This is a genomic window from Pseudomonas sp. PDM02 (assembly GCF_014852285.1).
GTDB classification, from domain to species: Bacteria; Pseudomonadota; Gammaproteobacteria; order Pseudomonadales; family Pseudomonadaceae; genus Aquipseudomonas; species Aquipseudomonas migulae.
Genome location: NZ_JACVBL010000001.1, coordinates 636,475 through 657,680 on the forward strand (window position 1 = coordinate 636,475; position 21,206 = coordinate 657,680).

Annotated in this window: 16 protein-coding genes; 11 read left to right on the forward strand and 5 right to left on the reverse strand. The window is 57.0% G+C overall.

Features of this window, described 5'->3' with window-relative positions; all coding sequences use genetic code 11:
* The first annotated feature begins 20 nt into the window (after window positions 1-20).
* The 3 genes from IB245_RS02875 (at window position 21) to IB245_RS02885 (ending at window position 3,584) form a co-directional block, all read left to right on the forward strand.
* Window positions 21-383, forward strand: a complete 363-nt coding sequence (locus IB245_RS02875; protein WP_008037511.1) for a DUF485 domain-containing protein — start codon at window positions 21-23, stop codon at window positions 381-383.
* A complete protein-coding gene (locus IB245_RS02880; protein ID WP_192226406.1) occupies window positions 380-2,035 on the forward strand; it encodes a cation acetate symporter in 1,656 nt (551 codons plus the stop codon). Before IB245_RS02875 ends, IB245_RS02880 begins: the two co-directional genes overlap by 4 nt.
* A gap of 211 nt (window positions 2,036-2,246) precedes the next feature.
* Entirely contained in the window at window positions 2,247-3,584 is a 1,338-nt protein-coding gene (locus IB245_RS02885) for an OprD family porin (protein ID WP_192226408.1), read from the forward strand.
* Between the two features lie 220 nt (window positions 3,585-3,804).
* Here the strand turns inward: IB245_RS02885 and IB245_RS02890 are convergent, their stop codons facing one another.
* From IB245_RS02890 to IB245_RS02900, 3 genes are read right to left on the reverse strand one after another with little or no spacing between them, the layout of a single operon-like run.
* Window positions 3,805-6,060, reverse strand: a complete 2,256-nt coding sequence (locus IB245_RS02890) for a xanthine dehydrogenase family protein molybdopterin-binding subunit (protein WP_192226410.1) — start codon at window positions 6,058-6,060, stop codon at window positions 3,805-3,807.
* Window positions 6,057-6,521 carry a (2Fe-2S)-binding protein gene (locus tag IB245_RS02895; RefSeq protein WP_008037507.1) on the reverse strand — a complete coding sequence of 155 codons (465 nt, stop codon included), beginning with the start codon at window positions 6,519-6,521 and terminating at the stop codon, window positions 6,057-6,059. Before IB245_RS02895 ends, IB245_RS02890 begins: the two co-directional genes overlap by 4 nt.
* On the reverse strand, window positions 6,518-7,792 hold the full coding sequence (locus tag IB245_RS02900; protein WP_192226412.1) for a c-type cytochrome: 1,275 nt from the start codon (window positions 7,790-7,792) through the stop codon (window positions 6,518-6,520). Before IB245_RS02900 ends, IB245_RS02895 begins: the two co-directional genes overlap by 4 nt.
* A 244-nt stretch (window positions 7,793-8,036) precedes the next feature.
* Between IB245_RS02900 and IB245_RS02905 the strand changes: the two genes are divergently transcribed.
* The 4 genes from IB245_RS02905 to IB245_RS02920 all read left to right on the forward strand — a co-directional run bounded on the left by IB245_RS02905 (window position 8,037) and on the right by IB245_RS02920 (window position 12,052).
* Window positions 8,037-8,954, forward strand: a complete 918-nt coding sequence (locus tag IB245_RS02905) for a LysR family transcriptional regulator (protein ID WP_192226414.1) — start codon at window positions 8,037-8,039, stop codon at window positions 8,952-8,954.
* 112 nt (window positions 8,955-9,066) lie between these two features.
* Window positions 9,067-9,711, forward strand: coding sequence for a DsbA family oxidoreductase (locus IB245_RS02910; RefSeq protein ID WP_192226416.1), 645 nt, complete (start codon window positions 9,067-9,069; stop codon window positions 9,709-9,711).
* 37 nt (window positions 9,712-9,748) lie between these two features.
* A complete protein-coding gene (locus tag IB245_RS02915; RefSeq protein ID WP_192226418.1) occupies window positions 9,749-10,861 on the forward strand; it encodes an alkene reductase in 1,113 nt (370 codons plus the stop codon).
* A 54-nt stretch (window positions 10,862-10,915) separates the two neighbouring features.
* On the forward strand, window positions 10,916-12,052 hold the full coding sequence (locus tag IB245_RS02920) for an FAD binding domain-containing protein (protein WP_192226420.1): 1,137 nt from the start codon (window positions 10,916-10,918) through the stop codon (window positions 12,050-12,052).
* Between the two features lie 142 nt (window positions 12,053-12,194).
* On the opposite strand, the gene IB245_RS02925 is transcribed toward IB245_RS02920, so the two are convergent.
* Together IB245_RS02925 and IB245_RS02930 are read right to left on the reverse strand one after the other, a co-directional pair.
* Window positions 12,195-12,452 carry a DUF2790 domain-containing protein gene (locus IB245_RS02925; RefSeq protein WP_225609770.1) on the reverse strand — a complete coding sequence of 86 codons (258 nt, stop codon included), beginning with the start codon at window positions 12,450-12,452 and terminating at the stop codon, window positions 12,195-12,197.
* A gap of 291 nt (window positions 12,453-12,743) precedes the next feature.
* Window positions 12,744-13,865 (reverse strand): amidohydrolase family protein, encoded by a 1,122-nt coding sequence (locus IB245_RS02930; RefSeq protein WP_192226424.1) that lies wholly within the window; start codon window positions 13,863-13,865, stop codon window positions 12,744-12,746.
* 409 nt (window positions 13,866-14,274) lie between these two features.
* Here IB245_RS02930 and IB245_RS02935 point away from each other — a divergent pair, with 409 nt between their 5' ends.
* From IB245_RS02935 to IB245_RS02950, 4 genes are all read left to right on the forward strand, one after another.
* The gene (locus tag IB245_RS02935) at window positions 14,275-15,174 is read left to right on the forward strand and encodes a LysR family transcriptional regulator (RefSeq protein WP_192226426.1); all 900 of its coding nucleotides are present in this window, start codon (window positions 14,275-14,277) and stop codon (window positions 15,172-15,174) included.
* A gap of 319 nt (window positions 15,175-15,493) precedes the next feature.
* Window positions 15,494-16,627 (forward strand): efflux RND transporter periplasmic adaptor subunit, encoded by a 1,134-nt coding sequence (locus IB245_RS02940; RefSeq protein ID WP_192226428.1) that lies wholly within the window; start codon window positions 15,494-15,496, stop codon window positions 16,625-16,627.
* Window positions 16,628-16,629: 2 nt separating this feature from the next.
* On the forward strand, window positions 16,630-19,788 hold the full coding sequence (locus tag IB245_RS02945) for an efflux RND transporter permease subunit (protein WP_192226430.1): 3,159 nt from the start codon (window positions 16,630-16,632) through the stop codon (window positions 19,786-19,788).
* Window positions 19,785-21,170: an efflux transporter outer membrane subunit gene (locus tag IB245_RS02950; protein ID WP_192226432.1), complete on the forward strand. Its 1,386-nt coding sequence runs from the start codon at window positions 19,785-19,787 to the stop codon at window positions 21,168-21,170. Before IB245_RS02945 ends, IB245_RS02950 begins: the two co-directional genes overlap by 4 nt.
* Window positions 21,171-21,206: the final 36 nt, after the last annotated feature.

The following is a 21,206-nucleotide window of genomic DNA, read 5'->3' on the forward strand; positions in this document are numbered from 1 at the left end:
GCCCTTTGCAGGAGACAACCATGGAACATGCATATCCGCAAGACGGTGGCTCGGCCCTGTCCGCTGAACAGGTTGATAACGCTATTCAAAACCCGATTCTCGAAAATCCGGAGTTTCGTGCTTTGGTAAAACAGCGACGGATATTTTCGTGGAGTATGACTGCCCTGATGCTGGCAGTTTATTTCGGATTTATTCTTTCTCTAGCCTTTATACCGGCCCGTTTGGGTACACCTATCATCGAAGGGCAACCGATGACATGGGGCGTTCCAATTGGCTTTGGAATGCTCGCCTTCACGATTCTTCTCGTTGCTGTCTACGTATGGCGAACTAATACCTGCTACGACCCTAAAATAAAAACAATCATCAGGAGCTTCAACAAATGAAGCGTCTACTTATTGCAGTCTCAGCCATTCTGGCGTCGGTAGCGGTATACGCTGCCGACGCTCCGGGCACAGTCCACAAACATAACCCCATTGCCATCGGCATGTTTTTAGCGTTTGTTATTTTTACTCTGTTTGTCACACGATGGGCCGCACGCAAAAACAATAGTGTTGCCGATCACTATGCCGCAGGCGGAAAAATTACCGGCTTCCAAAATGGTTGGGCCATCGCCGGAGACTATATGTCCGCGGCGTCTTTGCTGGGTATCTCCGCGTTGGTGTTTACCAGCGGTTTTGATGGACTGATTTACTCAATCGGTTTCCTTGCAAGCTGGCCGATCATTCTGTTTCTGATTGCCGAGCCATTACGCAATCTAGGTCGCTACACGCTGGCGGACGTACTGTCCTATCGCCTGAAACAACGACCCATACGAGCGTTTGCCGCGTCCAGTTCGATCGTGATCGTTCTGCTTTATCTGGTTTCTCAGCTGGTAGGCGCTGGAAAGTTGGTGGAGTTGCTGTTCGGTTTCGATTACACCGCAGCTGTGCTTCTCGTCGGTACGCTAATGGTCATCTATGTTTTCTTTGGCGGGATGCTGGCAACCACCTGGATTCAGATCATCAAGGCAGTCTTACTGCTGACTGGCTGTGTCTTCATGGCTTTCATGGTCTTGTCCGAATTCGGATTCAGCCTGAACCAGCTATTCACTCAAGCTACCCAAGTGCATCCATCCCATGTAGCAATCATGAGTCCAGGAGGGCTGATTACTGACCCGGTATCTGCGATTTCCCTGGGGCTGGCATTAGTCTTCGGTACGGCAGGTCTTCCACATATTCTCATGCGGTTCTTCACCGTCGGTAACGTCAAGGCTGCGCGCCAAAGTATTCTTTATGCCACCGGTCTTGTCGGCATAGGGTACGCACTGATCGTCATCATCGGTTTCGGCACCATCGCCCTGGTTGCCAGCAATCCTGCCTATCATGATGCGTCAGGTGGAATATTGGGTGGCGTTAATATGGTTGCGATTCACCTCGCACATAACGTCGGCGGCAATGTCTTCCTCGGGTTTATGTGTGCGGTATCGTTCTCGACAATATTGGCAGTAGTGGCGGGGTTGACCCTTGCAGGCTCGTCTGCCGTTTCTCATGATCTTTATGCACATGCCTTGCGCCGTGGTACCGCAAGCGACCGTGAAGAAATGCGCGTCTCTCGTGTTACAACCATCGTGCTGGGTGTGTTGTCGATTCTGCTGGCGATTGCTTTCGAGAAACAGAACATCGCATTTATTGTGAGCTTAACGTTCTCCATCGCCGCAAGTTCCAATTTTCCAGTGCTGTTGTTGTCGATTTACTGGAAGGGCTTAACGACGCGTGGCGCCGTGATTGGCGGATCGTTGGGGCTGGTGTCTGCAATTACCCTGTGCATTCTCAGTCCTACTGTTTGGGTCAAGATTCTCCATCATCAGCAAGCCTGGTTCCCGTATGAATACCCGGCCCTGTTCTCTATGGCTGTCGCATTTATCGGTATTTTCTGGTTCTCCATTACTGATCGTTCCGCCAGCGCCGTAGTTGAACGCAGTCGATTCGAGAATCAGTTGGTCGATACGGAGCTGGGTACGCCGGCAACATGGAAGGCGCAACTTAAAGCTGATTAAGCCAGGTGATGGCTGTCTACATTAAATAACTACAAATTTCTGCATGAAAGTGTAGCTCCTGTAACGCTGGTCGCGAGAAGTTGATTTTTAATAAGCGAACTAAGGTTTGGCTGTGTGCTTCTCGCGCACCATAAGCTATCGGAATACCTACGTCTGGAAAGTCGCTTAATAGTTCATACAAAAATAACAATTTAAACTTGGGTGAAAATAAATGAAGTGTACTTTTGCTGTTGCGACAGCCATGTGTGTATTGGCGCAGCAAGCCCATGCGGCTGGTTTTGTCGATGATAGTAAGGCTGCGATTAAACTGCGTAACTTCTATATCAATAGCGATTACCGAGACTCGGCAACACCCGCTCAGAAAGCAGCCAACCAGAGTTATCAAGCGGAGTGGGGGCAAGCCTTTCAACTCGAATTCATCTCGGGCTATACCCCGGGGCCTGTGGGTTTTGGTGTTGATGCGTTGGGCATGCTGGGCGTCAGGCTGGATTCAAGCGCCGGTAAACATGGCAATCCGACGGGCACGAACTACGGTGGCGTGGTATTTCCAAGTGACGGTGACCATGCGGTTGACGATTTCTCCAACTTGGGGCTGACCGGGAAAATGAAAATATCCAAGACCGAACTGAAGCTTGGAACTCTGGTCCCAAAACTGCCGGTGATCTTCAGCAATGACGGGCGTTTGTTGCCTCAAACCTGGCAAGGAACCCAGGTTTCTTCGGCCGACATCAAAGACCTGACCTTGATCGGCGGGCAAATTGAAGAGGTGAAGGGGCGCAACTCCAGCAACAATGAAAATATGTCCATCGCAGGCGCCAATAATGCGGTCACTGGCCGCTTCAGTAATAAATTTATTTACGCCGGTGGCGATTACAAGCTGACTAAAGATCTAACCTTGCAGTACTACTACGGCAATCTAAAAGATTTTTATAAGCAGAATTTTCTTGGCCTGATTCACAACTGGGCAATCGGGCCAGGTGTACTGACCAGTGATGTTCGATACTTTAATAGCAAGGATGATGGTGCAAACGGCCATGACCCTGCGTATTTTACGACAGGCTACTACGGCGGTAACACGCTGAAAGGAAAAGTCGATAACGATTTGTACAGTGGGTTGTTTACCTACGCGGTTGCGGGTCACACTTTCGGAGCAGGCTATGAAGTCAGTGATGGGAAAAGTGACTTCCCTTATTTAAACCAGGGGGACGGCCCCACCACCTACACCATCACGGAAATGCAGGTTCAGAAGTTTGTTCGTGCTGGCGAGAAGTCGTGGCAAGCCCGTTACTCTTTTGACTTCGCAAAACTGGGTCTGCCTGGTGCGACGGCAGGTGTTGTGTATGTTAAAGGTAATGATATCAATACTGTCGCATCTAGCAATTCCAGCGAATGGGAACGTGATATTACACTCGCCTATGTCGTGCAATCAGGCCCCTTCAAAGGCTTGGGTGTCATGTGGAAAAATGCAATGGTGCGGAATAATATCCCGAACGCCCGCCAACAAGACGAGAATCGCGTGATTATAAATTACCAGTTGGCATTGTTTTGATTTTTAAACGCAGGCGATAGTTTGTAGCGGAAACTATGCGGTGAGTCAGTGCTGTTGTGACTGGCCGCTGTAACTGACAGGCAGCGCTTTAACAGGTGTTGCATGTACATGTCGTTCTCTTCCAACGGCATGTTTTTAAGTAGAGTAACGTTTCCCTTAGTTGGGGTAGGGCGGTGCAAGTGATCCTTCACCGCCCTTTTTTATTCTGAACAGGGGGCGTTCATGATCCCAGAGCATCCTGCCAACCACGTCGCGCCAACGGCAGATCCAGCAAGCGCTTGCCGATGGCATCACTGATGGCGTTGCCCAGCGCCGCGGCCATGGGGCCCTGGACGATTTCCGCCGCGCCGAGGAATGGCTGGCCGGGCTGATCAATCATGTGCACCTCGACCTGTTTCGGCAACTCGGGAAAACGCATGATCGGATAGCCGCTCCAGTCGAAGCTATGCATGCCGCTGGCGTCATAGAGGATTCGTTCATAGAGCGTCCAGCTGGCGGACTGAACGATGCCACCCTGGACCTGATTGAGTAGCCCATCGGGGCTGACTATTTGCCCCACATCGACGGCGGCCACCACCCGATCAATCGTCACTTGCCCGGTCTGCCGTTGCACATGCAGCTGCACGGCGATGGCGCAGTAACCCATGATGTTTTTATAGCGAGCGAAGGCGAAGCCGATTCCGCTGCCGGGGCCAGTTGCCTTTTGCGGCCAACCGAAGCTGCTGGCCACACGTTCCACCACCGCCCGTGCTCGTGGATCGCTCAGGTGATTGAGGCGAAATTGCACCGGGTCCACGGCGGCCTGCGCTGCCAGTTCATCGACAGTGCTCTCGATGGCGAACACGTTGATATGGGCGCCGAGCGAACGCATGGCCGAGGTCCTGAACGGCATGGTCAGAACGAAGTTCAGATCGACCTGCAGGTTGGGTATCTCGTACAACGGAACCGAGTTACGGTCGCCGTCACCCTCGGGCTGGGCAATAGGGATCGAAGGGGCTGGGGTGAAGGGCCTGGCCAACAGCCACGCCGGTAACAAGCGCCCGGCATTGACGATACGTTCGTTGTGCGGCGTGCTCCAGAGTTCGTATTTCCAGTCCCGAAGGCGCCCGCCGTCGTCCAGTCCTGCTTCCACTTCGGCAAGCATCGCCGAGCTGTAGGGCTCCCAAAGATTTTCCTGCTCGCGCATCCATTGCACCCGTATCGGCTTGCCGGGTATGGCCATGGCGATCAGCGCGGCATCGGCTGCGGCGTCATCCGCGCCGTTATGGCCATAGCAACCGGAGCCTTCGGCGTGGATGCAACGCACCTGTGCCACCGGCAGGCCGACCATCTCGGCGATGCCCATGCGCAGAGGATAGACGCCTTGAGTGTGAGTCCAGACAGTGAGTGTTCCGTCCTGAAACCAGGCCATTGCACACGACGGCCCGATGGAGCCGTGCATGAGGTATTGCTTGGTCACCCGTGCCTTGTAGGCGCGTGGCGCAGGTTGCGCGAGGTTGCCCTTGGCACTCACCGGGTAGCGTCGCGCTGGCAACTCGGTGAGGAGTTGATGGATATGTGTTGAGTCGGGCAGCGGATTACCTTCTGTCCAGCGGGCAGAGGCGTAGCCTTCGCGCATCGCTTTGACTGCCAGCCATTCATCGGTGGCGACCACGGCGAGGTAACTGCCGTTGCGGACCAGTTTCACCACACCGGGGAGTTTTTTGAGGGCCGCCTCGTCGATGTCCAGCAGCTGACTGCCGCGCCGGGGTGGGCGTATCACACGGGCATGCAGCATGTCGGGCAGACGCATGTCTTGCACATAAGCCGCACCGCCGCTGACCTTGGCTGGAATGTCCAGTCGAGGCAATGATGTGCCGATCAGTGTGAAGCTGCTGGCTGGCTTGAAGGGCGAGCTGGCCGATGCGAAGCGATGCAGTTGAACCCCGACAACCGCTTGCACGTAGGTCATGCTGCGACCTTGCGCATCGTAGATCACGGCGTCCCGCGTGCTCAGGCTGGCGACTTTCTGCTGCCATTGCCGTGCCGCAGATTCGAGTAACAGCTGACGTACCTGGGCCGCAGCATTGAACAACGCAGTGCCGCTGTCGACGATTGTATGGCTGCCGGCGGTATAGCCTTCGTTGGGCGTCAGCGCGGTGTCGGCGGTGAGAAAACGGATGAGCCCGGGCGACACTTCCAGGCGCTCGGCGGCGATCTGCAGGAGCGCCGTTTTGACGCCGGTGCCCAGCTCCACTTTGCCGGTGTAGACGGTGATGCCATCTTTCGCGTCAATGCGGATCCAGGCGTCCAGATAGGGCGTGGCCCGCAGGCTGCCCGGCAGGTCAGGTGCCAGGATTTGCGTGCCCAAGGTGTCCACTTCGGTGTCGGCGAAGGCGCGCGGAATGCCTGGAAGCATCGCGAACCCCATCACCAACGCACCATTGATCACGAACGCACGGCGGCTCAGATTGACGTTTTGCGTCGAGGTTTTCATACCTTGGCTCCCTGCGCGATGACCGACTTGATAGCGGCGAGGATCCGCACATGGGTGCCGCAGCGACACAGGTTGGGTGCCATGTGGCGACGGATCGTTTCATCATCCGGATGAGGGTTGGCCTCCAACAAAGCCTGCGCCCGTACGATCATCCCCGCGATGCAATAACCGCACTGGGCCGCCTGTTCGTCGATAAAGGCCTTCTGCAACGGCCCCGGTTGGTCGGCGCTGCCCAGGCTCTCCACGGTGCGCACAGATTTTCCCGCCAGCGCGCCACACGGTGTCAGGCATGAAAACACCGGTTTGTCGTCTACTAAAACCGTGCAAGCGCCGCACTGACCCAGGCCGCAGCCGTACTTGGCTCCATTGAGCCCCACCTGGTTGCGCAAGGCATAAAGCAGCGGCATGTCTTGCGCAATGTCCAGAACATGAGTCTTGCCGTTGATGTCGAGTGTGATCACGGTTGCTGCTCCTGAGCCCGAATGCTCTTGATAGTTTTCTCCAGGTCCGTCCAGGGTCTGGTCGCGCAGCTTTCGGTGCGCAGATACTCGGCAATGGCGGCCAGATGGCTATCGTCGAGGTTGTGTGCAAAGGCCGGCATGTAGTGGCTGGGAGCGGCACTGGACATCGGAATGCCTTGCAGGATGGTTTGGATTAAATTGCGTGGTGAGTCCGCCGTTACTGCCGAAGTGCTGGCCAGAGCTGGCCTCGATTCAATGGCGCGCATCGGGGCGGCGGTGCCGTGGCAGCTCGCGCAGGCACCTTCGAATAACGAGGCGCCCAGAAGCGCCTTGGCGCTGGGCTTGGCCTCAGAGGTACAGGGCGGCAACGTCGCATCCGGTGAGGTTTTCTTGAGGTCAAGAATGTACTGCGCGATGGCATGGGCATCTTCCTCCGGCATCTGAGCGATGCTCAGGCTGACCGGCAACATCGGGCCCGCTGCTGCGCCGTGTCCTTCGGCGACCTCGCCGGTCAGGTAGGCGACCAGTTGGGCTTCATTCCAGGGATGTTGCGCCGAGGCCATTGCGCGCAGGGCAGGGGCCGTCCAGCCGTCGACGATACCGCCGTTGAACAGCTCGCTGCTTTTCTCCCCGCCAATCAAATTCAGGGGCGAATGGCAGGATGAACAGTGTCCCGCGCCCTCGACCAGATAGCGTCCACGATTCCATTGCGCTGATTGCCCGGGAAGTGGTTCCAGTGGATCCCCATGCAGGAACAGCAGGTTCCAGAAAGACACCAGCGGACGGAAATTCATGGGAAAGACCATATGGTTTTCCGGTGCGGTGTAGTTGACCGGATCCACGCTCATCAGGAAGGCATAGGCATCCGCAATATCTGCATCGCTCATCTTTCGGTAATGCACGTAGGGGAACGCCGGATAGAGAAAATGGCCGTCGCGCGCGATGCCTTCACGCATGGCCCGTTCAAAGGCGTCCAGCGACCACTGGCCGATACCGGTTTCCCGGTCTGGGGTTATGTTGGTGGTGAAGAGTGTTCCGAAGGGCGTTACCAGCGGCAATCCTCCCGCCATGTGAGCGCCGCCAGGTCGTGTGTGGCAGACCGCACAATCGCCCGCTTCGACGACGCGTCGGCCTCTGTCCAGGGTCTCGCGATCTGCATTTTCGGGCGGGCTGACAGTGGCGATTTCCGGCCTCCACATCATCCAGAATGCAAACCCTATCCCCACGATGCCGATTGCCAGAACGGCACCGATGATCGTCTTGCGCTTCATCGCCTTACCTCTCGAGCTCAGTTAACGACAGATTTTTCAATCCGCCGCGTGCGATTGGCGTACGGCGACTTTCTGTGGCGTGAGCTTAGAGAGGGCGGTTGTGATGGAGTACCCCATCAAGGCGCAACGCTACATTGCGCCCAGCGCAACGACGTCAGAATTAACAACCGTTAACTCGCGCCACTTGCGCGCTTGTCCAAAGATGGATGCTCAAGGAATGTACCGATGGCATTGAAGGAGTTTCATGGACAAGCTGCTCGCACTGAAAATGTTCATCCAGTCGGTAGATTCCAAGGGCTTTTCGGCGGCCGCCAGGCAACTCAATCTGGCGACCTCTTCAGTGACCAGAATGATCGACAGGCTTGAGGGTGACCTCGGTACCGTGCTGCTTAATCGCTCTACCCGGCAAGTCACGTTGACGGATGCCGGGAGTGCTTATTACTTGAAAGGCCGGGATATTCTGAATGCCATGGCGGATGCTGACGAGTCGGTTTCGGATCGTGGTGAAGTGCCCGCAGGGCAGCTGCGTATTTCGGTCCCAGTGGCGTTTGGACACCGCCTCATCGCCCCTCATATCTCCACGCTTTTAGAGCGTTACCCAATGCTCATGCTGGATATGACGTTATCTGACGACATCGTCGATCTGCTCGGCGAAAGCATCGATCTATCGATCCGGATGGGGTCGCCGGCGGCGATGGAAGCTGTGGTCAGTCGCCGCATCGGCAGCTTTCGACGCCGGGTGGTCGCCAGTGCCGAGTACCTGAATGCTCGCGGACTTCCTGACCAACCCATGGACCTCATGCGATACGAGTGCATGTGCTTCAACTACGGTGCACCGCAGCAGGTCTGGACATTTACAGGCAAGGGGCAAGCGATTCGCGTGCCCGTCGACGGGCAGTTCAAGAGCAACAATGCCGAGGTTTTGCGTGACGTGGTACTGGCCGGTAGCGGGGTGGCGCTTTTGCCCGATTGGCTGGTCAATGATGATATCGACAGTGGTCGATTGACGTCCTTGTTCGACGCTTTTGTCGTCAATCCGGACAGCGCAAGTTCGGCGATCTCGGCCCTGTACCTGCCCAACCACCGCGGCTCGAAACGTATCAATACGTTCATTGATTTCCTCACCGAGTTACTCGGATCGGAGTGTCAGCTCGTGGGCTGATCGCCCCACCTTTGCGTTTTGCGAAACGCAACGTTGTGCAGAAGGTGGATTCTCTGGCGGGGACCGGCCGCCTACCGTGGGGGTGTGAAAACATTCAACCACGGAGACTGCCATGAGTTTGCACTCATCCAAGATTCAGGTGACTTACGACTTCATCTGCCCATGGTGCTGGATCGGTGAGGAAAATCTCGAACGCGCGCTTGCCGCTTCGGATTATTCAGCTGACGGCCACATTACGTTCCTGCCTTACCAGTTGAACCCGGACATGCCTGTTCAGGGCATGGATCGTAAAGCCTACCGCTCTGGCAAGTTCGGCAGCTGGGCGCGTAGCCAGGCCATGGACGCACAGGTGACCCACGCCGGCAAGGCTGTCGGTCTGGAGTTCGATTACCAACGAGTCGAAAAAACCCCCAACACCTTGGCAGGGCATCGGCTGGTATGGCGAGAACAACTGGCGGGTAGAGACGCGTCCCTCCTGATCAAGGCCATTTTCAAGGCGTACTTCAGCGAGGGGCGGGATATCGGCGACCTCAATGTGCTGGCCGACATCGCTGCCGAAACGGGGCTGGACCGGGGGGCAGTTGTCGACTTTCTCAACACCGAGGAAGGCACCGCTGAAGTCCTGGAGCTGGAGGCCATAACCAAGGCCTCCGGTGTGCGCTCGGTACCGAGTATTCAGATCGCAGACGACGTCATCAGTGGTGCTCAGCCCATCGAAGTAATGATCCAGATACTAAGACGAAGCCAGGCGGCTTAAGCCGTTTTTTCAATCCCTATTCATTCAGGAAATCATCATGACTCATCACTTGTTCAGCCCGATCAAACTCGGCCTGCTCACCCTTGATCACCGCGTCGCCATGGCCCCTTTGACTCGCTCCCGTGCGGGCCAGCCTGGCAACGTACCGACCTCAATGAACGTCGAGTACTACCGTCAGCGTGCCAGTGCCGCGTTGATCATCACCGAGGCTACGCAGATTTCGCAGCAGGGGCAGGGTTACGCCTGGACGCCCGGCATCCATAGCGACGAGCAGATTCAGGGCTGGAAAGCTGTCAGCGAAGCCGTGCACGCAGAAGGCGGGCGCATCTTCCTGCAGCTCTGGCATGTGGGGCGGGTGTCGCACCCGGTATTTCAACCTGACGGCGGCCTGCCGGTGGCACCGACCGCGCAGCCGGTCCCCGGCAAGACGTTCATCCTGAATGAAAAGGGCGAGGGGGTCTGGGGTGATGTACCGGTTCCTCAGGAACTGGACATTCCAGGCATTGAAGCGATCGTCGCCGACTTCCGCAAGGCCGCTCGCAATGCACTTCTTGCCGGTATGGACGGTGTGGAGATTCACGCAGGCAATGGCTATCTGCTTGACCAATTTATCAACAGCGCTAGCAATCAGCGTAGCGATCGCTACGGTGGAAGTATCGAAAACCGCGCGCGGCTATTGCTCGAAGTCGTGCAAGCCGTGACCGAAGAAATAGGCGCCGAACGTGTTGCTGTGCGTCTGACACCGATGGGGCGTTTCATGGGCATGGGCGATGACACCCCGGAACAAACCTTTGGCTACATTGCATCCCGGCTCAATCACTGGAATCTCGCTTACCTGCACCTGGTAGAACCGATGATGGTCGGCACGGTGCTCGACGAAAGTAACGATCCCCGCTGGGACGCCATCATCAAGCAGCTGCGTACTGACTTCCATGGCGTTCTGATGCTGGCGGGTGGGTACTCCGGCGAAACGGCCGAACAGGCTATCGCGCAGGGGCGTGCCGACCTCATCGCTTTTGGTCGCCCGTTCATTGCCAACCCCGACTTGCCAGCGCGTTTGCGTGGCCGTACCGAACTCAACCCGGCGGACGGCAACAGCTTTTTTGGCGGCGACGCCAAGGGGTACATCGACTATCCGGTGTTGGCATAACGCAACGTCAAATCCAGAGGCTGTGGGAATCACCCTGCTACGAGGAGAGAGGTAATGAAGAGTTCAGACGTTCCGAAGGCCTTGGTCATTGGTGGTTCCCTGGGAGGACTGTTCGCCGCCACGGCGTTGCGTGCGATTGGCTGGCACGTCGATATTTTCGAGCGATCCCCCGCGGCGATGGATAGCCGTGGTGGAGGCATTGTTCTGCAAGCAGATGTCCTTCAGCATTTTCGCTATGCCGGAATCAAACCGGCCAATGCACTTGGAGTCCGCTCCCATGATCGTCTGTATTTGAATCGAGCTGGCACCGTCGTGCATAAAGAGCCGATGCCGCAAACTCAGACGTCCTGGAACACGCTCTACAACTCATTGTTCTCTGTCTTCCCTGCCGAGCACTATCACCGTGGAAAGACGCTGGTTGATCTGACTCAAAATGAGCAACGAGTGACTGCGAATTTTGCAGATGGCAGCAGTGCTGAGGGAGACCTGCTGATTGGTGCCGATGGTGCGGGTTCAACCGTGCGAAGTCTGGTGTTGCCTGGGGCGCAATACACCTATTCGGGGTATGTAGTCTGGCGTGGTCTGGTTGATGAAGACGGACTTCCAGACTTCGCCAAAGCGCAGCTTTACGAAGACTTTGTCTTTCAACAAGACCCTGAATCGTTGATGTTGGAATACATGGTGCCGGGCTTGAATGGCTCGGTTAATCCTGGCGAGCGACGGTTCAACTGGCTCTGGTATTTGAAAGCTGCCCAAGGCGCAGCATTAGATGCTGTGCTCACTGATAACAATGGTCATCGGCGTAGCCACTCCATTCCACCGGGAGCCTTGGCTGCTCAGCAGGATGCTTACCTGCGGGACATGGGTGAGCAGCATGCCAACCCGGCTTTTCGTGAACTGATTCGCCAGACCAAGGATATTTTCGTTCAAGCGATCCTTGATCTGAAAGTCCCCCAAATGGTGTTTGGTCGCGTGTTGCTGACTGGCGATGCCGCTTTTGTGCCGCGCCCTCATACGGCCGGCAGCACGGCCAAGGCAGCCCGCAATGCACTGTCCCTGGCTCAAGCGATCGACGACATTGGCGACATCGATAAAGGCTTGCTGATCTGGCAGCAACTGCAACTTGCAGAAGGCAAGCGTATGGCGGATTGGGGGGTGAGCATGGGTGACCGGATCATGGGCATCAACTGATCCTGATTCAGCCGCTTTAACTGGATAAAGTTCGTTTACAGGCGGGGTGTTGTTGCCGTATTTCCAGGCTGGAATATAAAAAGAGGAGAAAGCTTCAGCTCGAAGCTTTCTCCTCTTTTTGGCATCTGCATGTTTTAAGGCATTAACCATTCAGGCAAGCGCTACCGAATATCTTGTATTGCAGGTCGTGCGTTGCGCCCTTGTGATCCACATACACCATGTGCGCATCCACCGGGCCGCAAGCGTTATTTGTGTCCTCGGCAGTAGTGATGTTGATGACTTTGGCGATATCCATGTGTTCGGAGTAATTGTAGTGCTCAGGTTCAGGAGTGGCGACGTTGATGTTGGAAGCGCTTTGGGCAGAAGCGTAAACGCTGAACATCATGAGTGAGGCGAGCATTGCGTATTTCATGAGGGTGATTTCCAGAGGTTGTTTAAGAAGGAACTCTTTGTGTGCTTCTGGAGTTAATTGTGATGTCGAGCGTTAGTTTATAAAAATACCCAATTCAAATACCGGTAATTACCACAATTGATGTGTCGCCAACGTGCCTGTCAACAAGTGACTGATAAGTTGCATGATCGACAAAGCGCCAGGTATTGCTCACTTGTCCACTTCGTCATGAAGGCTTGAATCGGAGCAAAAAAAAGGCCGGTCAGACCGGCCAAAGGGAAATTGAGTGTTTCGCTAAAGTTATCCGCGGAGTCCGAGGATTCTGGCCGCGTTTCCACCGAGCACTGCAGCCTTCTCGCGGGGGCCCAGACCTACGCTTTCTACAAAACGCACCGGTTGTTCGTATCCCATGTCGAAGCAGTAGTCGCTGCCCAGTACCAGATGGTCGATACCGACATTGGCGATCAAATAGTCCAGAACCGGCCCGGAGTGTGAAACGGTGTCGTAGCTGAATCGCGTCAAATAGCTGCTCGGCTTTTGAGCCAGACGCCGTGTCTCGGGACGTGAACTCCAGCCTGCGTCGAGACGCCCGACGAGTATTGGCAATGCTCCACCGGCGTGGGGCAATGACACATGCAGCTGTGGGTATCGATCCAGTACTCCACCGAGAATCAGGTGTGAAGCCGCGATAGCGGTATCGAACGGGTTGCCCAGCAGGTTGCTCAGGTAATAGTTACTCAAGCGGCTGCCGCCAACCGTTTGTTGCGGGTGCAGGAACACTGGCAGTCCCAGCTGTTCAATGCGGGCAAAGACTGGTGCAAAGTGTGGATCGTCCAAGTCCAGACCGTTGATATTGGTGCCCATATAAACGCCCCGCACCCCGGGCAGTTCGGCTGTGCGTTCCAGCTCGATAATGGCGTCGTGCACATCCAGCATCGGCAACGTCGCCAGTACCACAAAACGCAGCGGGTGTTGGCGATGAACAGTTGACGCGGCATCGTTCCAGGCACGTGCCAGGCGGGCATTGAGTTGACGATCTGCCCAGTACACCATTGGCACGCTCAAGGACAGCGCCTGAACATCGACGCCTGCGCGATCCATGTCGAGCAAGCGCGCTTGCACATCGATAAATTTCAGGGGCAAAGGCCCTAATCCGCCGGCCGGGGTAGCGAAGCTGAATGAATTTTCCTGGCGGGTATAGCTTCCACCGAAAGCTTTGCCATCACCGCCCAAGAGGTGCAAGAACTCTTCAGGGTAGTAATGCGCATGGATGTCCACCGATCTCACCGGGATGTCGGCACCCCTCTTGATCGGCCCCGCCGAGGCGGGTACCAAACGGGTGACCAGCAGGCCGCCCGCAGTAGCTGCCATGATGCCTAGCAGTTGGCGACGGGTCTTCGAGAGACAGCAGGGACATTGCATGGTCAATCTCCTTTTTATTGTTTTTGTTGGGCGATGAACGCCGAGACGCCTTTATTGATCAGTCGATTACTTTTGAATTTTGATTATCAATCGATAAATTGAAATAATGCAAGGGGCTTCAATTGGCCTTCGTTCCAAATCGGAATCATGGGGGAGCGTTGGTGGTGATGAACGTTCTGTTATAGTCGCGAGCTTACTGATCGCTCGATAAAAAGGAGTGGCAATGACTGACTCCACGTCTGATCCGATAGACGCGCTTGATTGGCGGAATCGCCGCAAGAGCGCCCGCGCAGGTAGTCAGAAGCCATGCAACCCCAAACCCGCTACCGATTGAGCACAGCCATGCAAGACGCCCACCGTCTGGTCATGCACAGTCGTTACCTTTACTTTTCGATCTCGGAATCCGTTTATGGATAAGTTGCTGGCGCTCAAAATGTTTGTCGAAACGGTTCGCTGTGGTGGTTATTCGGCAGCGGCGCGCAAGCTCGGCATCTCCACTTCGTCAGTGACGCGACAGGTAGCCGGACTGGAAAGCGAGTTAGGCGCCAGCCTGCTTAACCGCACCACGCGCAACACCAGCGTCACGGTGGCGGGCCAGAACTATTTCGATAAAGCCGTGGCGATCCTCGAGGCCATCGACGAGGCCGATGCCGTCGTTACCGACCGCGGCAGTGAAGCCCAGGGGCGATTACGGGCCAGCGTCCCGGTGGAATTCGGCCGACGTATCATCGCTCCCCATCTGGGGCGGTTGCTTGAGCGCCATCCTGGCCTGGAGATCAGCCTTTCGCTGAGCGACGAGGTCAGTGACCTGCTCAGCGAGCAAATCGACGTGTCCGTGCGTCTTGGTTCATCGGTTGTCAGTGATGACATCGTCAGCAAGCGAATCGGTGATTTCCAGCGTTGGGTGGTGGCAAGTCCCGAATACCTGACGCGTACCGGGCTACCCCGGCACCCGCGTGACCTGTTGGAGCATCAGTGTCTGCGTTTTGATTACCGCACGGGTCACCACAATTGGACCTTTCAGGGCGACGAAGAAGTTATCCGCTTGAATGTGCAGGGACGGTTGCAAAGCAACAACGCCGACATTCTGCGCGAGGCGGCGTTGGCCGGTGGCGGGGTGACGCTGTTGGCCAATTGGCTGGTGCGTGACGACGTCAGCGCAGGTCGGCTCACGCGCGTGCTGGAGCAGTATGAGGTCAACCCTGGCAGTGCAAGCACCTGCATCAATGCGTTGTATCTGCCCAATCATCGTGGTTCCAGCCGCATCAATGTGTTCATAGAGTTTCTCAAGGAAATACTCGCCCCCTAAGCACGTCCTGTGCATTTGACCAGACGGCGTTGCGCGGCGCTTTTGATCGAATCGAAATGCCGGCCGATGCCATCGCGGCGCACAGCGTGCTGCCTTGATTGCGCGCTCGCGCAACGGCAGCGTTGCCGAATGCGCAACGAAGCCTTGCAGTGGGCAGCGATTCTCCCGGCGTGCCCGGGTTCGTAAAGTGATGCCCATCAACTGACCCCGGTCGTCAACGCGCCACCCCGCGGCACTGACAAATTTTTTCAATTGGAACTCGCCCCGATTCGGCCGGCTACGGCCCGCTATCGCCTGGCGAAAGTATGAGGAATGTCCTATGAAACCCCTGCAGACGGTTCCCTTGATCCTCTCGGCTCTGGCGCTGGCGGTCGTGCTCGCTGGCTGCAAGCAAGAGGCCCCCGCACAAGCTGTTACACCGCCACAGGTTGGTGTCGTGACGCTTCAATCACAAACGTACACAGTGCAAAGCGAGCTACCGGGACGTACCGCGCCGTTCCGCGTTGCAGAAGTGCGGCCGCAAGTGGACGGTATCATCGAGCAGCGTCTGTTTGACGAGGGCAGTGAGGTGAAACCCGGACAGCCGCTGTACCGCATTGATCCATCACCGTACGAAGCAGACGTCGCCCGCGCCCGCGCATCGTTTCAACAGGCCCGTTCCCTCGCAGACCGTTATCGACAGCTGATCGGAGAAAAGGCGGTGAGCCGTCAAGAGTTCGAGGATGCACAGGCGCGACAACTGACGGCGGAGGCTGACCTCAAGCGTGCCGAGATCAACCTGCGTTACACCCGTGTGCTCGCACCGATTGCTGGCCGCATCGGCCGCTCCAGCGTGACCGAAGGTGCGCTGGTGAACAACGGCCAGGCAGCGGCCATGGCATCGATTCAGCAACTCGACCCCATCTATGTCGATATCACGGAGTCATCTGCAAACCTGCTCAAACTGCGTGATGATCTCAAGCAAGGGCGCCTGGAGACGGCGGGGGCGGACGCCGCCGTGGTGAGCCTCGCGTTGGAAAATGGCAGTGCCTATGGACTGCCGGGGCGCTTGAAGTTTTCTGAGGTGTCAGTCGACCCCTCCACCGGTTCGGTGACCCTGCGCGCCGTGTTTCCCAACCCGGAGCACCTGCTACTCCCTGGTATGTTTGTGCGTGCAAAACTTCAGAGCGGCGTCCGACAAGCCGCCATCCTTGCTCCGCAGCAAGGGGTGACCCGCGACCTGAAGGGTAATCCCAGCGCACTGGTGGTCAGCGCTGATGGCACCGTGGAACAGCGTCCCCTGACGGCCAATCGCACAGTGGGCAACCAATGGCTGGTAGAGCGTGGCCTCGAAGCGGGGGATCGCTTGATCACTGAAGGGCTGCAGTTCGTCAAGCCAGGCATGAAGGTCTCCGTGACTGCCGCGCAAAACGTGGCACCGGTGTTGGCCGGTGCCGTGGCTGGGGGGAACTGAACATGTCCAGGTTCTTTATCGATCGGCCCATTTTTGCCTGGGTACTCGCATTGATCGTCATGCTGGCGGGCGGGCTGGCGATCCTCAAGCTGCCCGTCAACCAATACCCTGACATTGCTCCGCCAGCGATTTCGATTCAGGTGACCTACCCAGGGGCATCGGCCCAGACCGTGCAGGACACCGTGGTCCAGGTCATCGAGCAACAGCTCAACGGCATCGACAACCTTCGCTACGTCAGTTCGGAAAGCAACTCCGACGGCACCATGGCGATCACGGTTACGTTCAACCAAGGGACGAACCCCGACATCGCTCAGGTTCAGGTGCAAAACAAACTCAACCTGGCCACGCCCTTGCTTCCGCAGGAAGTGCAGCAGCAGGGGATCCGGGTGACAAAAGCGGTCAAGAACTTCCTGATTGTGATCGGCGTCGTTTCCGAAGACGGCAGCATGTCCCGCGAGGACCTGGCCAACTACGTGGTATCCAACATGCAGGATCCGCTGTCGCGCACTTCCGGCGTCGGTGACTTCCAGGTGTTCGGCGCGCAGTACTCCATGCGGATCTGGCTTGATCCTTCGAAGCTGGTCAGTTTCGGCCTGACGCCCGTCGATGTGAAAAGTGCGATTCAAGCCCAAAACGTGCAAGTGTCTTCCGGCCAGATTGGCGGCCTGCCTGCATTGCCGGGCCAACAGCTCAACGCCACCATCATTGGCAAAACCCGCTTGCAGTCAGCAGAAGAATTCAAGGACATCCAGCTCAAGGTCAATCCTGACGGCTCCGAAGTGCGTCTGGCCGATGTGGCCGATGTCGCACTGGGCGGTGAAACCTACAGCGTCAACGCCCAGTTCAATGGTATGCCGGCGTCCGGCATCGCCATCAAGCTTGCCCCCGGGGCTAACGCGCTGGACACCACCAAGGCGATCCACGACACCCTCAACCAACTGCAACCGTTTTTCCCTCGCGGCATGAAAGTGGTCTACCCCTACGACACCACGCCAGTGGTGCGCGACTCGATCCATGGTGTGTTCCATACCCTGGGTGAGGCGATCGTGTTGGTGTTCCTCGTGATGCTGCTGTTTCTGCAGAACCTGCGCGCGACCATCATCACCACGCTGACCGTTCCTGTCGTCCTGCTGGGTACGTTCGGTGTTCTCGCGGTCGCCGGTTTCACCATCAACACCTTGTCGATGTTCGGCATGGTATTGGCCATCGGCCTGCTGGTGGATGACGCCATCGTCGTGGTCGAGAACGTCGAGCGTGTCATGCGTGAGGAGCGGTTGTCGGCGAAAGAAGCCACGATTCGCTCGATGAAACAAATCCAGGGCGCGCTCGTGGGCATTGCCATGGTGTTGTCGGCGGTGCTGTTGCCGATGGCATTTTTCGACGGGTCAACCGGCGTCATCTACCGTCAGTTTTCCCTCACCATCGTGTCGGCGATGGCTCTGTCGGTGCTCACCGCGCTGGTGTTCACGCCTGCCTTGTGCGCCACGATGCTCAAGCCCCATGACCCGACGCATGGGCTCGCACGTCTCGGCTTCTTCCGTGCTTTCAATCGCGGGTTTGATCGCGGCGTGCAACGCTACGAGCGAGGTGTCGCCGGGATGTTGCGGCACAAGGCGCCGGCATTCCTGGCTTACCTGTTGATCGTCGTTGGCATGGTCCTGCTGTTCAGCCGCATCCCCACTGCGTTTCTGCCCGATGAAGATCAAGGCGTGATCTTTACCCAAGTGCAGACCCCCGCCGGGTCCAGTGCTGAGCGCACGCAAAAGGTGCTCGACAGTGTGCGTCAGTATTTGCTCGCCACTCCTGAGCAGGGGGGAGAGGCTAACGCTGTAGACGCCGTGTTTACCGTGAATGGATTCAACTTCGCGGGGCGTGGGCAAAGCTCGGGCATGGCTTTTGTTCTGCTCAAGCCGTGGGAAAAGCGCGGTCCTGAAGATGCGGCGCTCGCGTTGGCCAAGCGCGCTCAAGCGAAATACATAGGCATGCGCGATGCAATGGTCTTCGCCGTGGTGCCTCCAGCAGTGCGTGAGTTGGGCAACGCTTCGGGCTTTGATTTATTCCTGCAGGATCAGGCCGGCGTCGGTCACGAAGTCCTGGGGCAGGCGCGCAATCAGTTCCTGCGTCTGGCCTCCGAAAGCAAAGTGCTGACAGCGGTTCGACTCAACGGCCTGAGCGATGAGCCCCAGTATCGGTTGAAGATCGATGACCGGCGTGCGAGGGCGCAGGGCGTTTCACAAACAGACATCAACACCACGCTCTCTGTGGCCTTCGGCGGCAACTACGTCAATGATTTCATTGACCGTGGCCGAGTCAAAAAAGTGTTTGTACAGGGCCAGGCCAGCGCGCGCATGTCCCCTGAAGATCTGGACAAATGGTACGTACGTAACGCCGCCGGGAAGATGGTGCCGTTCTCCGCTTTTGCCTCCGGCGAGTGGGTCTTCGGCTCTCCCAAACTGGCGCGCTACAACGGTGTGCCGGCAGAGGAAATACTGGGTGGCCCGGCACCGGGTTACAGCACGGGTGATGCCATGGCTGAAGCACAGGCCATCGCTGCTCAGTTGCCGCCTGGTGTCGCGCTGGCGTGGACGGGCTTGTCGTATGAAGAAAAGCTTTCCGGGTCTCAAGCGCCTGTCATGTATGCGCTTTCGCTGCTTGTGGTGTTCCTCTGTCTCGCGGCCCTTTATGAAAGCTGGTCCATTCCCTTGGCCGTGATGCTGGTGGTACCGCTGGGTGTTGTGGGGGCATTGCTTGCCACCACCTTGCGCGGCCTGTCCAACGACGTGTTCTTTCAGGTAGGCCTGCTGACGACAGTCGGACTGGCGGCGAAGAACGCCATCCTGATCGTGGAGTTCGCCAAGGAATTGCATGAGCAGGGTATGGGCTATGCCGAAGCGGCGATTGAGGCGGCGCGGCTTCGTTTGCGTCCCATTGTCATGACCTCGCTTGCGTTCATCCTCGGGGTTGTGCCGTTGGCTATCTCCACCGGTGCAGGCTCCGGCAGTCAGCATGCCATTGGCACCGGTGTGATCGGCGGCATGCTGACCGCCACCGTCCTGGCCATCTTCTGGGTTCCACTCTTTTATGTGTCGGTGTCGTCACTGTTCGCACGTCGATCGTCCGTCGCTCTGGCCGCAGTCGCTCACGAAGAGGTCATGTCATGATCAAACCATTCAGTTTTCTGGTCCTGAGTTCGTTGTTGTTCAGTGGTTGCTCTCTGATCCCGGAGTACCAGCAACCTCAGGCACCGGTGGCGGCGACTTACCCCTTGGCGTCAGTGTCACGTGATGAGAGTGCCGCAGCGCTCGATTGGCGCGAGTTCTTTTCCGATCCGGCCTTGCATCGATTGATCGAGACCGCACTGGCCAACAATCGGGATATCAGGATTGCCACGTTGAACGTCGAGGCCTATCAGGCGCGCTATCGCATTCGCCGCGCGGATCTGTTGCCGGACGTCTCGACGGCGGGCAGTGGTAGTCGTCAGCGAGTTCCGGCAGATCTGGCATCCGGTGATAAAGCCACGATCGAGAGTCAGTACTCTGTCGGGCTGAACGTGAGTTATGAGGTGGATTTGTTCGGCCGTGTGCGCAGCCTCGATCAAGCAGCATTGCAGCGTTACCTGGCCAGTGAACAAGCACAGCGTTCAGCCCGTATCGGGCTGGTGGCAAGCGTTGCAAATGCCTGGCTCACTCTGCAGGCCGATCAAGCGCTGGAGCGACTGACCAGCGATACCCTCGACACCTATGAAAACAGCTACCAGCTGACACGTCGCAGCGCTGAAGTAGGTACCGTTTCAGACTTGGCGTTGAGCCAGGCACAAACCCTGGTGCAAGGCGCTCGCGGCTCGATGGCCCGGTATCGTCGGCAGGTTGCCGAAGACCGAAACCAGTTGGTGTTGTTGATTGGAGGTGAACTCCCCACCGATCTGTCGAGCGGTGATTGGGAGCGACAATCTTTACCTGAGGTGCCAGTGGGGTTGCCTTCGGATCTGCTCAACCGTCGGCCCGACATAGTGGAAGCAGAGTTATTGCTCAAGGCTGCCAATGCGGATATCGGCGCAGCCCGGGCTGCGTTCTTTCCCCGAATCAGCCTGACGGCGGATGCTGGCACCTCGAGCGAAGAACTTTCAGGGCTCTTCAATGGAGGCTCGGGTGTCTGGAGCTTTTTCCCCCGGATCAGTCTGCCAATCTTCAATGCGGGCCGCTTGCAAGCCAGCCTGGACGTCACTCAAGTCGAGAAAGACATACAAGTGGCGCGTTACGAAAAGGCGATCCAGTCAGCCTTCAGGGAAGTCAGTGATGGACTGGCTGCAACACAGACCTTTGGACAGCAGATTGAGGCGCAACAAGGGCTGGTCAGCGCGAGTGCCAAATACTATCGGCTGGCGGAAAGTCGCTACCTGACAGGTATCGACAGCTCTTTGACTCTTTTGGACGCGCAACGGACGCTGTTCGCTGCGCAACAAGCGTTGATCAGTGATCAGTTGGCCGCACGAGCGGCAACTATCGATTTGTACAAAGCGCTGGGAGGAGGGTGGCAGGGCTGACATGACGACCACGGATCCTCCTTTTTGGCCATGAAA

Coding starts and splice junctions, on each gene's coding strand:
- IB245_RS02875 (WP_008037511.1), top strand. CDS start 21: ATGGAACATGCATATCCGCAAGACGGTGGCTCGGCCCTGTCCGCTGAA.
- IB245_RS02880 (WP_192226406.1), top strand. CDS start 380: ATGAAGCGTCTACTTATTGCAGTCTCAGCCATTCTGGCGTCGGTAGCG.
- IB245_RS02885 (WP_192226408.1), top strand. CDS start 2,247: ATGAAGTGTACTTTTGCTGTTGCGACAGCCATGTGTGTATTGGCGCAG.
- IB245_RS02890 (WP_192226410.1), bottom strand. CDS start 6,060: ATGAAAACCTCGACGCAAAACGTCAATCTGAGCCGCCGTGCGTTCGTG.
- IB245_RS02900 (WP_192226412.1), bottom strand. CDS start 7,792: ATGAAGCGCAAGACGATCATCGGTGCCGTTCTGGCAATCGGCATCGTG.
- IB245_RS02905 (WP_192226414.1), top strand. CDS start 8,037: ATGGACAAGCTGCTCGCACTGAAAATGTTCATCCAGTCGGTAGATTCC.
- IB245_RS02910 (WP_192226416.1), top strand. CDS start 9,067: ATGAGTTTGCACTCATCCAAGATTCAGGTGACTTACGACTTCATCTGC.
- IB245_RS02915 (WP_192226418.1), top strand. CDS start 9,749: ATGACTCATCACTTGTTCAGCCCGATCAAACTCGGCCTGCTCACCCTT.
- IB245_RS02920 (WP_192226420.1), top strand. CDS start 10,916: ATGAAGAGTTCAGACGTTCCGAAGGCCTTGGTCATTGGTGGTTCCCTG.
- IB245_RS02925 (WP_225609770.1), bottom strand. CDS start 12,452: ATGCTCGCCTCACTCATGATGTTCAGCGTTTACGCTTCTGCCCAAAGC.
- IB245_RS02930 (WP_192226424.1), bottom strand. CDS start 13,865: ATGCAATGTCCCTGCTGTCTCTCGAAGACCCGTCGCCAACTGCTAGGC.
- IB245_RS02935 (WP_192226426.1), top strand. CDS start 14,275: ATGGATAAGTTGCTGGCGCTCAAAATGTTTGTCGAAACGGTTCGCTGT.
- IB245_RS02940 (WP_192226428.1), top strand. CDS start 15,494: ATGAAACCCCTGCAGACGGTTCCCTTGATCCTCTCGGCTCTGGCGCTG.
- IB245_RS02945 (WP_192226430.1), top strand. CDS start 16,630: ATGTCCAGGTTCTTTATCGATCGGCCCATTTTTGCCTGGGTACTCGCA.
- IB245_RS02950 (WP_192226432.1), top strand. CDS start 19,785: ATGATCAAACCATTCAGTTTTCTGGTCCTGAGTTCGTTGTTGTTCAGT.